Annotated in this window: 10 protein-coding genes and 1 pseudogene; 2 read left to right on the top strand and 9 right to left on the bottom strand. The window is 55.2% G+C overall.

What is annotated here, in order from left to right; translation table 11 throughout:
- Nucleotides 1–9 precede the first annotated feature (9 nt).
- Nucleotides 10–1014 (bottom strand): type I glyceraldehyde-3-phosphate dehydrogenase, encoded by a 1005-nt coding sequence (gene gap / locus ACN0V1_RS13350; RefSeq protein WP_417545463.1) that lies wholly within the window; start codon nt 1012–1014, stop codon nt 10–12.
- 168 nt (nt 1015–1182) lie between these two features.
- Here gap and edd point away from each other — a divergent pair, with 168 nt between their 5' ends.
- Both edd and ACN0V1_RS13340 read left to right on the top strand, forming a co-directional pair.
- The gene (edd, locus tag ACN0V1_RS13345) at nt 1183–3003 is read left to right on the top strand and encodes a phosphogluconate dehydratase (protein ID WP_144776844.1); all 1821 of its coding nucleotides are present in this window, start codon (nt 1183–1185) and stop codon (nt 3001–3003) included.
- Nucleotides 3000–3596 (top strand): annotated as a pseudogene (locus tag ACN0V1_RS13340) (glucokinase); the annotation flags it as partial. The gene edd and the pseudogene ACN0V1_RS13340, both read left to right, overlap by 4 nt.
- A 65-nt stretch (nt 3597–3661) precedes the next feature.
- Here ACN0V1_RS13340 and ACN0V1_RS13335 read toward each other — a convergent pair.
- The 8 genes from ACN0V1_RS13335 to ACN0V1_RS13300 all read right to left on the bottom strand — a co-directional run bounded on the left by ACN0V1_RS13335 (nt 3662) and on the right by ACN0V1_RS13300 (nt 13347).
- Nucleotides 3662–4648 carry a carbohydrate kinase family protein gene (locus tag ACN0V1_RS13335; RefSeq protein ID WP_417545462.1) on the bottom strand — a complete coding sequence of 329 codons (987 nt, stop codon included), beginning with the start codon at nt 4646–4648 and terminating at the stop codon, nt 3662–3664.
- Nucleotides 4645–6363, bottom strand: coding sequence for a glucose-6-phosphate isomerase (gene pgi / locus ACN0V1_RS13330; protein ID WP_417545461.1), 1719 nt, complete (start codon nt 6361–6363; stop codon nt 4645–4647). The genes ACN0V1_RS13335 and pgi overlap by 4 nt, the downstream gene beginning before the upstream one ends.
- Nucleotides 6296–7771, bottom strand: a complete 1476-nt coding sequence (locus ACN0V1_RS13325) for a mannitol dehydrogenase family protein (RefSeq protein ID WP_417545460.1) — start codon at nt 7769–7771, stop codon at nt 6296–6298. The genes pgi and ACN0V1_RS13325 overlap by 68 nt, the downstream gene beginning before the upstream one ends.
- A gap of 6 nt (nt 7772–7777) precedes the next feature.
- Entirely contained in the window at nt 7778–8881 is a 1104-nt protein-coding gene (locus ACN0V1_RS13320; RefSeq protein ID WP_144776848.1) for an ABC transporter ATP-binding protein, read from the bottom strand.
- 14 nt (nt 8882–8895) lie between these two features.
- Nucleotides 8896–9729 (bottom strand): carbohydrate ABC transporter permease, encoded by an 834-nt coding sequence (locus tag ACN0V1_RS13315; RefSeq protein ID WP_144776849.1) that lies wholly within the window; start codon nt 9727–9729, stop codon nt 8896–8898.
- A 17-nt stretch (nt 9730–9746) separates the two neighbouring features.
- Nucleotides 9747–10643 carry a carbohydrate ABC transporter permease gene (locus tag ACN0V1_RS13310; RefSeq protein WP_222120494.1) on the bottom strand — a complete coding sequence of 299 codons (897 nt, stop codon included), beginning with the start codon at nt 10641–10643 and terminating at the stop codon, nt 9747–9749.
- Nucleotides 10644–10776: 133 nt separating this feature from the next.
- Nucleotides 10777–12069 (bottom strand): ABC transporter substrate-binding protein, encoded by a 1293-nt coding sequence (locus tag ACN0V1_RS13305; RefSeq protein ID WP_417545556.1) that lies wholly within the window; start codon nt 12067–12069, stop codon nt 10777–10779.
- Nucleotides 12070–12450: 381 nt separating this feature from the next.
- On the bottom strand, nt 12451–13347 hold the full coding sequence (locus ACN0V1_RS13300) for an AraC family transcriptional regulator (protein ID WP_144776852.1): 897 nt from the start codon (nt 13345–13347) through the stop codon (nt 12451–12453).
- Nucleotides 13348–13563: the final 216 nt, after the last annotated feature.

Raw genomic sequence — 13563 nt, 5'->3', positions numbered from 1 at the left:
GTCGTAAAATCAGTTCGCTTTTTTCATCAGGGCGACGGCATTATCCAGCATTCGGTTGGAGAAACCCCACTCATTGTCGTACCAGGCCATGACTTTTGCATGACGCCCCATGGCCCGGGTGTGGTTGGCGTCGAAGATGCTGGACAGGGCGTTGTGGTTGAAATCCACACTGACCAGCTTTTCGTCGTTGTAGCCCAGTACCGGGCTCTTTTCAGCGGCTGCCCTGAGCACTTCGTTGATTTCCTCAACCGTGGTGTCACGGCTGGCAATAAAGCCAAAATCCACCAGCGAAACGTTGATAGTAGGGACTCTCACGGCCAGCCCTTCAAATTTTCCCGCCAGTTCCGGGATGACCTTGCCAATGGCAGCCGCGGCGCCGGTCTTGGTGGGGATCATGGATTGAGTGGCGGAGCGTGCCCGGTAGAGGTCCGAGTGATAGACGTCACTCAGCTTCTGGTCATTCGTGTAGGAATGGATCGTCGTCATCACTCCACTCTCGATACCGATCTTTTCGTGCAGAGCCTGAACCACCGGTGCCAGGCAGTTGGTGGTGCAGGAGGCATTGGAGATGATGTTGTGTTCGGCGGTCAGGGTATTGTCGTTTACCCCGAAGACCACCATGGCGTCTGCATCAGGGGAGGGCGCCGATATGATGACCTTGCGGGCGCCTGCCTTGAGGTGGCCCTCGGCCTTGCCACGGGACGTGAACAGGCCTGTGCATTCGAACACCACATCCACGTGATAGTCTTTCCAGGGCAGTTCTTCCGGACTGCGGATGGCGGTAATGGCAATGCGGTCGCCGTTGACCGAGAGCGACTCGGAGTCGTGGTTTAAGCTGCCACTGAAGCGGCCGTGCACACTGTCGTACTTCAGCAGGTGAGCGTTGGTTTCCGCATCGCCAAGGTCGTTGATGGCAACCACCTGGACCTGGTTGCGGTAGTCATTCTCATAAAGTGCGCGGAGCACATTGCGGCCAATGCGTCCGAAGCCGTTAATAGCGATACGAATAGTCATGATCGGTCTCCAAATCTGGTTGTTTATTGTTCGTTTTTTTCATTTATGTAGTAAATATAACAATATAAACTGGAAAAATGAATGCTATACGGGTGAAATAGGCAAAAAAAGACAGTAAACTTACGTAATTTAAAGGCATCTAAATAACGACATTTCAGGAGACCCACTATGCACCCCACCATAGACGCGGTTACCCGGCGCATCATTGAGCGCAGCCGCGGCTCCCGGCAGGACTATCTGCAGCGGATGGAAGCGCTGAAGGCGCAATCGCCACATCGCAGCTCGCTTTCCTGCGGCAACCTGGCGCACGGTTTTGCCGCCTGTAACCAGTCCGACAAGGACACGCTCAAGTTCATGAACAAGGCCAACGTGGCGATTGTGTCGGCTTATAACGACATGCTGTCCGCGCACCAACCCTACAAAGATTTCCCGGATGTTATCCGCGAGGCAGCCAATGGTATGGGGTCGGTGGCCCAGTTTGCCGGTGGTACGCCGGCCATGTGTGACGGTGTGACCCAGGGTCAGCCGGGTATGGAACTGAGCCTATTTTCCCGCGATACCATTGCCATGAGCACGTCCGTGGCGCTGAGCCACAACATGTTTGATGCCACGCTGCTACTCGGCATCTGCGACAAGATTGTGCCGGGCCTGCTGATTGGTTCGCTCAGTTTTGGATATCTCCCAACGGTGCTGGTACCCGCAGGCCCAATGCCTTCCGGGCTGCCCAACAAGGAAAAACAGCGTATTCGCCAGTTGTATGCCGAAGGTAAGGTCGGTAAGGACGAGCTGCTTGAAGCGGAATCGAAGTCCTACCATAGTCCTGGTACCTGCACCTTCTACGGCACGGCCAACAGCAACCAGCTATTGGTGGAAGTGATGGGGCTGCATCTGCCGGGGTCGGCTTTTGTGAATCCGGGCACTCCTCTGCGGGATGCGCTGACCCGTGCCGCGACGGAGCAGGTTATTCGGCTGTCAAAGCCCCACGGAGGTCAGCTTGGCCTGGGCGACATGGTGGACGAGAAAAGCATCGTGAACGCTCTGATCGCCTTGCTGGTCACCGGCGGTTCCACCAACCACACGATTCACTGGATCGCTATTGCGCGGGCGGCAGGTATTATCATTGACTGGAACGACTTTGCCGAGCTGTCGTCGGCAGTGCCGTCCATGACCCGGATCTATCCCAACGGCCAGGAAGACATCAATGCCTTCCATGACGCCGGTGGTACGCCTTTCCTGATCCGTGAATTGCTCGATGCCGGGCTGCTGCACAACGATGTGGAAACCGTGGTCGGCCACGGTCTTGAGCGGTATGCGCAAATGCCGGAGATGGACGGTGACAAACTGGTCTGGAAACCCGCTCTAAAAGAAACTGCCTGGCCGGAGGTGCTCAGCCCGGCGACATCGCCGTTTGCCCCGGATGGCGGCCTGCGGGTTCTGGATGGCAACCTCGGCCGGGGCGTCATCAAGGTGTCTGCCGTTGCCGAGGAGCACCGCAATGTGAAAGCACCGGCGGTCGTTTTTGACGATCAGAATGAGCTGAAAGCCGCGTTCGAGGCCGGTGATCTGGACCGGGACTGCATTGTGGTGGTTCGCTTCCAGGGCCCGAAGGCCAATGGCATGCCGGAGTTGCACAAGCTCACTCCCTATCTGGGTGTGTTGCAGGACCGCGGTTTCAAAGTGGGCCTGGTGACAGACGGCAGAATGTCGGGAGCATCCGGCAAGGTACCCGCAGCGATCCACGTCTATCCCGAAGCGGCCAATGATGGTCCGCTGTCCAGAGTGAAAAGCGGTGACGTGATCACTCTGGATGCGGTTAGGGGTGTGCTTGAGGTGAATGTTCCGGCATCCGAGCTTGCCCAGCGGCCCGTCGGGAAGCCAGATCTGGTTGCCAACCGTCATGGCCTGGGGCGGGAGCTGTTTGGCTGGATGCGTAAGGCCGCTAGCACCGCGGAGGAAGGTGCCAGCTTTTTCTGGAATCATGACGCATGACCACAGACCACTATTCACTAGTCGGCGATATCGGCGGCACGAATGCTCGCTTCGCCCTGATCCGGTCCGGTGAGGTAACGCCGGAAGCGATCGAGGTTCTGCCCTGCAGCGATTACCTTCGACGGAGCGGCGTGGAAACCGTGCAGGAGGTCTGCCTGGCGGTGGCGCCGCCTGTGTCCGTCACCCGGGTGAGGATGACCAACAGCCACTGGCATTTCAACAGCGGGGAAGTGCGACGTTGTTTCGGCTGGAGCAGCCTCAAGGTCATCAATGACTTCACCGGCATGGCTCTGGGAATTCCGCATGTTAGTGCGGACAAGCTGGTTCATGTCTGTGGCGGACCCGGCGACGGGCGACGTCCCAGGCTTGTAATAGGTCCGGGAACCGGACTGGGCGTATCGGGGCTGGTACCCCTCAAAGAGGGCTGGGCACCGCTGACGACTCTGGGTGGAGATGTGGACTTTGCACCGACAGATGACATGGAAGTGGCCATCCTAAAACTACTAAAAGCCCGCTTCGGCCGCGTGTCTGCAGAGCGCCTTTTGTGTGGCTCGGGCCTGCTGAACCTCTACCAGGCCCACGAAATCATCCAGAGCGAATCTAACACCTTCGTTTGAAGCATCGTAACCCTGATCACGCTGCGTCGCGCGTGTCCCTATCAGGATAGGTAAGCCGAAACTTCCTCGAGGTTTGGCAAAGAAGTGAAGGCTCCAGCATGAGTTACCGCGTGAGCACCACAGGCACTGGCAAAGGTCAGTATGTCATCGAGTTTTTCGGGGTCTTCGCCCAACGCCTTAAGATTGGCAGCGGTTATATCCCGATCCGACAGCTGATAGAGCAGCCCACCAATGAACGCATCGCCAGCGGCGGTGCTATCAACCATCTGGACGTTTCGTGGCTCGATGGAGCCGTAATGGCATGGGGTGAAGTAACGCAGTGGTTTTTCGCCATCCGTGACCAACACTAAAGAAGCTCTCGAGTTTAAGATTCGCTGCAATACCTCAGTTTCGTTCTTATCTCTACATAGAAAAGTCAGTTCTTCGGTGGATAGCTTTACAAGATCGGCTTGCTCTACACAGGCCCACACCGGAGCAAATGCATCTGTGCCTTTGGGCCAGAGGTTATTTCTGAGGTTCATGTCAAAGCTCACCAGCCATCCAGCTGCTCTAGCCTTTTCCAGTCCTGCCTGGGTTGCTTCCAGAATGCCAGGTTCAGTCAACGTGTTGGAGCAAAAATGGAAAATGCCTTGGCCGTTGAACCATTCTGGCTGAAACTCATTTGGGGTGAATAAAAGGTCCGCCGACGGTCCCCGGTAAAACTCAAAGCTTCGCTCACCGGTGCTATCCAGTGACACAAAGGCCAAGGCGGTTTTCGCCTCGCTGGTTTGCTTCACATAATCTGTTCGCACATCCAAGGCTTCCAGCGACTCAATGAGAAAATCACCGAACATGTCAGCGCCCACCTTGCCGGCGAAATAGCTGTATCCGCCGAGCTTACCGATTGCGGCCGCTACGTTTGCCGGTGCACCACCCGGAAACTTTGTGAAGCGTTCGTTTACAGAACCAGAGTGTTCAGATTGGTCTTCACCCACCCTGCTTGAGAGCATGTCCACCAGGGCTTCACCGAATGAAATAACCTTGATCATTGACTGCTCCCCTCTTCCATCGCTGGGTCCGAATCGGCTGTACCTGTGTGCAGATGCTTTTTGACAATTTCCATAAGCCCCCGCGTTGACGAATCGTACCCGTCCGTCTTTTGTTCAATATCACGGCTGATATCGTTGGCCAGCCGTTTCCCAAGCTGAACTCCCCACTGATCAAAGGAATTGATGTTCCAGATGGCACCCTGCACGAATACCTTGTGTTCGTATAGGGCAATCAGGGCGCCAAGATTTCGGGGCGTCAATTCGTCGATCAGAAGCACGTTGCTTGGGCGATTGCCAGGACAACTGGCGTATTGATCGTTCTGAGCGTCGCCATTCATAAAGGCATTGGCTTGTGCCAACATGTTGGTTAGCAGGGCAAAGTGATGACCTCTGGTCTCCCTATCGGGTTTCAGAGTCGCAATGAAGTCGATGGGTACGAAACGAGTGCCCTGATGAAGCAGTTGAAAAAATGCATGCTGGCCGTTGGAACCGGTTTGCCCCCAAACAATGGGACCGGTGGCATGACCGACCGGATTGCCATCAATGTCCACGGACTTGCCATTGCTCTCCATATCCAGCTGCTGTAGGAATGCCGGCAGTTGGTGCAAGGCCTGATCGTAAGGAATGATTGCCTGGGTTTCGGCGCGCAGGAAATTGATGTTCCAGATACCGATAAGGGCCAGAAGGACTGGCATGTTCGATTCCAGCGGCGCGCTCAGGAAGTGCTGGTCCATGGTGAAGGCGCCGTCGAGCAGATCGATAAACGCGTCGTACCCGATGCTCAAGGCAATGGGCAAGCCGATGCTCGACCAGAGCGAATAGCGCCCACCCACCCAGTCCCAGAATTCGAAGATGCTGTCCTCGCGGATGCCGAATTCCGTCGCCGCCGTGATATTGGTCGAAACCGCTACAAAATGCTGGCCCATGTCGGCCGCGGTGCTCTGGGTCTGCTCCTGGAACCAGCGCTTGGCGCTGTTGGCGTTTAACAGGGTTTCCTGGGTAGAGAAGGTCTTGGTTGAAACAACGAACAGCGTGGTTTCCGGGTCCAGCCCTTTCAGCAACTTCTTCAGGTGCCGGCCGTCGACGTTGGACATAAAGTGAATGCTGAGGTCCGGGTGCTGATAATCAAGCAGCGCCCGGCACACCATGCTGGGCCCAAGGTCTGAACCGCCAATCCCGATATTTACAACGTCCCGAATGCGTTTGCCGGTGTAGCCCAGCCATTGCCCGCTCCTGACCTGCTCGGTAAACGATTTAAGCTTTTCCAGGCTGGCCCGGACGTCCGCCATTACGTCGCGGCCATTGACCAAAATCGGCTTATCACCGAGGTTTCGCAGAGCTATGTGCAGCACGGGACGCTCTTCGGTGACGTTGATGGCAGCCCCGGAAAACATCTGTTCCCGGCGCCGTTGCAGCGGCGAGTGTTCGACCATTTCTAGTAGAGCGTCCATTACCTGCGGCGAGATTTTGTTCTTGGAATAATCCAGAAACAGCTCGCCCACACGCAGAGTCATCTTCTCGAAACGATCCGGATCGGCTCTGAAATAATCCGCGATCCGATCGTTCCCGGTCTCATTGGCGAGTTGTTCAAGCTTGCTCCAGGACATGGATGTGCCCAGTGCGTTCATATCTGTGCTCCCTGATACTTCAGGCGTCTTGAAGTGACTGAAGGCCTGCAAAAACACCGTTGGTTTCCAGCTTGTCGAGTGCCGCATCAAAGGCCTCTTCAAAGTCGCTGGAGCTGGCGAGCGTGGTCCCGAAAATGTCCGCCATCCTCAGGAATTCCGGGGACAGCTTGGCCCTGTCTTCAACGGCCGATTGCAGCCGCGCAGCCATCGGATCGTTAATCTCGTGGCGCTGGCCCTGCTCATCTAGGCCTCGGAGGTAAAGCGCCCAGCTGGCAATGATCATGGCCACCCGTGACAGCGGTCGGCCTTCGCTCACCAGCGTCTGAACCGTCGGCACCAAAAACTTTGGAATTTTGCTGGAGCCATCCATACAAAGGCGAGCCAGCTGGTCGCCCATTTGAGGATTGGAGAAGCGCTCGATCAGGGTCTGCTTATAGGCGGTAATATCGATGCCGGAGATTTCGCCCAGGATCGGCGTTACGTCCTCGTCCATAAAGCTGCGGATAAAGTGACTGAACCGCTCATCGGCCATCACCTCGTGGGTGTAACGATAACCGGCCAGATACCCGAGATACGCCATAGCAGAGTGGCTGGCATTCAGCAGGCGAATTTTCATGCGTTCGTACGGTGCTACGTTGTCCGTGAACTGAACGCCGACCTTTTCCCACTCCGGGCGACCGTTGCAGAAGTCATCCTCGAGCACCCATTGGTAAAAGGGCTCGCAGATTACTGGCCAGCCGTCTTCGAGATCGTAATTCGCCGTCAGCCACTGGCGGTGTTTGTCGTTAGTTCCCGGTGTGATGCGGTCAACCATGCTGCTCGGAAAGCTGACCTTGGCATCAATCCAGCTTGCCAGCTCAGCATCCCTGAGGTTGGCAAAAGCCAGCAAGGCTGAACGTGCAACGTGGCCATTCTCGGGCAAATTGTCGCAAGACATCACCGTGAACGGCGGCAGATTGCGCGCCCGGCGCAGGTCCAACGCTTTGCTCAGGTAACCGAATACAGTTCGCGGCTGCTGTGGGTTTTCAAGGTCGTGCAGGATATCCGGATGGCTTTCGTTGAAGCGACCGGTATTGTCATCAACGTTATAACCACCCTCAGTGATGGTCAGTGAAACAATTTTCACCTGCGGGCTCGCCAGTTTTTCGATCACGGCGTCCTGCTCCTCAGGCGCAAACAGGAAATCCGTGATGGAGCCAATAACGCTCAGTGCATTGGTGTTGTCGGCGCCCAGTTCGATCAGGGTGTAGAGGTAGTCCTGCCCGGATAACACCTGCTGCATGGCTCGATCGCCTTCACGCAGTCCCACACCGCAAATCGACCAATCTCCGCTCCCGCCGGCCTGCAACAACTGATGAGTGTAGACCGCTTCATGGGAGCGGTGAAATCCGCCCACGCCAATGTGAACGATGCCGTGCCGAAGTTTTGACCGATCATAGGCAGGCACGGACACCGCCGGGCTTAACTGGTCCAATGCTGAATTATTCAGTCTCATAAGCTGTCACGCTGCCATTTGGGTGGGTTTCTGAATGGCGTTGCCGTGTTCGTCGAACAAATGACATTCATCCGCGTGCAGCTGCAGACCGATACGATCACCGTAATTGCAGGTGAAATTGCCGGGCATACGGACCGTCAGTGTCTCCTGCCCGTCCGTCTTCACATAGCAGTAAGTATCGCTGCCCAGATTTTCGGCGATATCCATGAAGCCGGTCAGTGAAGCCTCGCTGGCATCAACCAGATCAATGTTCTCCGGGCGGACACCTACGGTGACCTCACTACCACGACGCAGGTGTTCGCCGGCCGCAGGCAAGGTCACCGAACCACCGAACGTCAGCTCAACTGTGACACTTGACGCATCGAGCGCGGTTACCGTGCCCGGCAGAAAACTCATCTTCGGCATGCCCAGGAACCCGGCCACAAATCGATTGGCGGGGTTGCGATACAGTTCCAGAGGTGTGCCCACCTGCTCAATCTGCCCGTGCCGCAACACCACTACTTTGTCCGCCAGCGTCATGGCCTCGACCTGGTCATGGGTTACGTAAATCATGGTGGCATTCAGGTCGTGGTGAAGCCGCGCCAGTTCAAGGCGCATCTGCACCCGCAGCGCGGCATCCAGATTCGATAGCGGCTCGTCGAACAGGAACACCTTCGGCTGGCGCACGATTGCACGCCCAATGGCTACTCGCTGCCGCTGGCCGCCCGACAGTTCTTTTGGTTTGCGATCCAGAAGGGGTTCAAGTTCCAGAATGCGAGCCGCTTCCGCGACTTTTTGGTTAATAACGTCTTTTTTCTCTTTCGCCAACTCCAACGCAAAAGACATGTTCTTGCGCACAGACATGTGTGGGTAAAGGGCGTAACTCTGGAACACCATTGCCAGATTCCGTTTGGCAGGGGCCAGATCCGTGATCTCTTTGTGGTCCAGCAGGATATGGCCGCTAGTGACCTCTTCCAATCCGGCGATGGACCGTAGCAGTGTGGACTTGCCACAACCTGAAGGACCAACGAAGACCACGAATTCGTTGTCTTTGATTTCAAGATCAATACCTTTAAGAATTTCAGTCGCTTCGAAGGATTTCTTAAGGTTTTTTATTGTTAAGTTAGCCATGAGAGTAATCTCCGTTATTTGACGGCGCCAAAAGACAGACCGCGAACCAGCTGTTTCTGGCTGATCCAGCCAAAGATAAGAATGGGGGCACAGGCGAGAGTCGATACCGCTGACAATTTGGCCCAGAAAAGGCCCTCCGGGCTCGAATAGGATGCAATCAGCGCCGTCAACGGGGCCGCTTCCGAGGCCGTGAGGTTGAGTGACCAGAACGCCTCGTTCCAACTCAGGATCAGTGACAACAGCACGGTTGCCGCCAGACCGCCCTTGCTCATGGGCAGCAGCACCCGCCAGAGCTCCTGGAAAAGCGAGGAGCCGTCCATGCGAGCTGCCTCAAGTACTTCTTTGGGAATCTCTTTGAAATAGGTGTAGGCCATCCAGATCATGATCGGCAGATTGATCAGGGTGTAGATGATCACCAGTCCGGTTTTGGTATCGAGCAAACCGGTATCTTTGAAAATCAGATAGATCGGCACCAGCACGCCAACCGGCGGTAGCATTTTGGTGGACAGCATCCACAGCAGTGTCCCTTTGGTACGCTTGGTCTCAAAAAAGGCCATGGAATAGGCGGCGGGTACGGCGAGCATCATTCCGATGATCGTGGAGCCGAAAGACACCACCACCGAATTCCAGGCAAAGTGCAGATAGTCACTGCGTTCATTAACCAGCGTGTAATTCTCGAGGGTCGGCGAGAAGAACAATTGCGGCGGTGTGGCGAAGGCATCGATTTCTGTTTTGAAGCTGGTCAGCAGCATCCAGAAAATCGGGAAGAAGATGGCCAGGGCCACCCCCCACGCCAACACCCCCAAAAGCAGGGTGTTCAGGCTACGTCGTTGTTTCAGGCTAAGCATGTTGTAACCTCCGGGAATCATTGTTTTTCTGTCAGGCTTTTGCCGATCAGCCGAACCAGAAAGAAGGCGGCAATGTTGGCCAGCACAACGGCGATCAGACCACCGGCTGAGGCCAGTCCAACGTCGAACTGCAACAGCGCCTGGCTGTAGATGAGGTACGCAAGGTTGGTGGTCTCGTAACCCGGCCCACCGCCCGTGGTGGTGAAGATCTCCGCGAAGATCGACAGCAGGAAGATGGTTTCGATCATCACCACCACCGCGATCGGGCGAGCAAGGTGCGGCAAGGTGAGATGGAAGAACAGCGCACAGGGACCGGCGCCGTCGAGGCGTGCTGCTTCCTGTTGTTCCTGATCCAGCGACTGCAGTGCGGTCATCAGCAGCAGGATGGCAAAAGGCAGCCATTGCCACGACACAATCATGATGATCGAGAACAACGGAAACTCGGAAAACCAGTCAATCGGCGTGGCGCCAAAAAATTTCCAGATCGCTGCAAATACGCCGGATACCGGGTGCAGCAGCAGGTTCTTCCAGATCAGTGCGTTCACGGTCGGCATAATAAAGAACGGGGAAATGAGGAGGATCCGCACGATGCCACGCCCCCAGAATGCCTGGTTTACGAGCAGTGAAATCAATACACCCAGAACCACCGTGATTAACAGCACGGAACCGACCAACAGCAGGGTGTTGCTCATTCCCGCCATGAAACCGAAATCGGTGACAAAGAACTGGAAATTTTCCAGCCCCACAAATTCGTTATCGCCGGGGTACAGCAGGTTATAGCGAATCAGTGAAAAGTAGATGGTCATGGACAGCGGAACCACCATCCACAGTGCCAGGACGATCACCGACGGCGACACCATGAAACGATTGATGCGGGAGGTCTTTCGAATACCTCCCTGGCGACTGTCCTGCATGGGTTCCGCGGCGGCGCTCGCGGGACCTGCATTCAGAGCGGTTGATTTCATATCCGTTCTCCAGTGACCCCAAACAGGTCCCGCCGAGGCGGTCCCTGCATCAGGTTATTGGTGTTTCGTCTTGGCCGGGTACTCAGTTGGAGTAGTAGCGCGCCCGAGTCATCTCACGAAGGGTGATCGATTGGGCTGCCTTCAGTGCATGATCGACCGACATCGACCCTGCCAGGGCGCCCGAGATCAGCTTGCCGACCTGGGTTGCGATCGACTGAAACTCAGGGATGGCCGCAAACTGAACGCCCACATAGGGGGAAGGATTCAACGTGGAATTGTTGGGGTCCGCGTTGCCGATTGCTTCCAGGGTCCGGCTCGCAAACGGCGCAGCCGCCAGATATTCCTCGTTGTCGTAGGTAGAGGTGCGTGTGCCCGGCGGCACACTGGCAATGCCATAGGTTTCCTCAACCAACTGGCTGTATGCCCGAGAGGTTGCCCAGGTGATGAAGGTTTTTGCCGCATCCTTGGAGTCTGAGCTCACTGGAACGGCAAGGGCCCAGGCCCACAACCATCCAGAACCCTTTGACGTTACCTGTTCTGGCGCCAACGCAAAGCCGACGTGTTCCGCCACCCTGCTTTGAGACTCGTCGGTAAGAAATGATCCGGCGACAGTCGCATCCACCCACATGGCGCACTTGCCACTGTTGAACAGCGCCAGGTTTTCATTGAACCCGTTGGAGCTGGCACCGGGAGGGCCATAGTTGCTGAGTAGGTCAACGTAGAAGCTGATGGCATTCTGCCACTCAGGACCGGTGAATTCGGGCTTCCAGTTTTCATCGAACCAGCGTGCGCCAAAGGCGTTACCCATGGTTGTGATCAGAGCCATATTCTCGCCCCAACCTGCTTTACCACGCAGGCAGATACCGTACTGATCTTCCTCCGGTTTATGGAGCTTCTCTGCGAAGGTTTTCATTTGATCCCAGGAAGGCTGTCGCGGCATGCTCAGCCCGTTGGCTTCAAAAAGATCCTTGCGATAGAAGGTCATCGAACTTTCGGCGTAGAACGGTAGTGCGTACAGGGTACCGTCGAACGATAGACCGCCAAGGACTGAGGGGAAAATATCGTCCAGGTCGTAATCCGAAGGGAGATCCTCCATCGGAGTCAACCAGCCCTTCTCGCCCCAGATAGGTGCTTCGTACATTCCGATCGTCATTACATCAAATTGACCACCGTCCGTCGCAATATCGGTCGTCAGGCGTTGGCGCAGTACGTTTTCCTCAAGCACCACCCAGTTGAGATCAATATGCGGATACAGTTTTTCAAATTCATCGGAGAGGCCCTGCATGCGAACCATGTCGCCATTGTTCACAGTGCCAATGGTCACTTTGGTCGCAGCTATAGCGGAGGACGCGGCAGCAGTCATGCCAACTGCCATAACAGCAGCCAGATATCGTTTTTTGTTCATGCTCGAACCTCTGTTTGTTTTTGGAGTAGGTCGATCAAAATGCTCTGTTATCGTGGAACTTTTTACTGTAGACCCGCCATACGCACCACGTGTGGGCACGGCTTGTCGTATGAGTCAATTACACGCTGTATGTGCAAACCGGACAAATACGTACCTTGTCATTTTTCTATACTTTTTTGCTGTCAATGACTCCCCCTCACTACTGGTTCTGCACCTGAATGAAGCCCGTGCCGCCCCCCACCAGGGCTGATCAGGGTGATTCGCCCCAAAAATTAGCGAAACAGCTATCACCAAAAAGTATTATTTAGAAAGGGCAAACTGACCAAAAAACAGGTGGAAGAACAGAAGTAATCAGCTCTGGTACAGGGCATCCAGGGAGGTTTTTCGATATTCCGATGGCGTCATCTTCTTCACGTCGTAAAAGCGACGGTTGAAGTTAGCGATGTTGTTGAAGCCCACCAAAAAACAGATTTCGGTGATCGGTTCATCGCTGTGAGCCAGGTGCTCGCAGGCTTTGTTTATGCGGAGACTGTTAATGAACTCAATGAACCGATGGCCCGTGGCTTTCTTGAAGAACTTCGAGAAATAGGTAGGGCTGACGTTCACATGAGCCGCCACTTCTTCGAGGGAAATACCGGTGTGGTAGTGCTCGAAAATAAGATCCAAAGCCTGATTCAGCCGGTTGAGGATTTTTTCATCGGTAATGGGCAGGTAGGTTGAAGAGGACAGTACGCGGTAGTGACTCATAGCCGCCAGGACTTCAATCAGCGACCAGAAGCGGGTCAAACGTCGGAACCCGGTGGATTCGGCAACCTCTTCAAACAGCGAAACGGCTTTTGGTATCTCAGTTGCCTCCAGAAATTCAATACCATAGGCTGCCCGCTGCCAGAATGGCGCCAAAGCGCGCGTTTCGGGAAATACAGCCTCTCCGGCATTGATCAAATCATGGGAGAAGTTGATCACCCGGTCACGCAGTGCCACCCGTTCTCCTTTCTCAATGTGGCTGATCCAGTTATGCGGCAGGTTTGGACCGACCAGGATCAGACTGTTGGGAGAAAAGTTACCAATATAATCACCGACAAAGACCTTGCCGGAAGTCTCAGTGATAAGGTGAAGCTCGTATTCCTCGTGGTAATGCCAACGTACCAAAGGGCTCGGGTAGCCGTGATCCAAATACCGGATCGATTCATCTCCGCGCTGATCAACCCATTCGAATTCGGGTTTGATTCGTTGTTTATCAGGCCTCATTACGCGCACCTTTGAAAACTGCCCCTGATTATAGTGTGACCCTAACCCCGTATTAGGTCCACCCAGAGTTGGAAAAATCCGGCTTCGGAGAAAAGTGAGTGCGTTTGATTGGATTTTTGGGACTAGTGCGGGTCGACGCGAATGTTCGCTTTTGTTTAATGGCGTCCCCTACTAACAAGGCCTGTTGCTCGACTCCAGTCTTTCGGTTCCAGCGAG

Origin of the sequence: Marinobacter sp., assembly GCF_048266785.1 — a bacterium.
In the GTDB taxonomy this organism is placed as follows: Bacteria; Pseudomonadota; Gammaproteobacteria; order Pseudomonadales; family Oleiphilaceae; genus Marinobacter.
The sequence above is the reverse complement of the archived record's forward strand: the minus strand, read 5'-3'. Positions and strand labels throughout refer to the sequence as shown.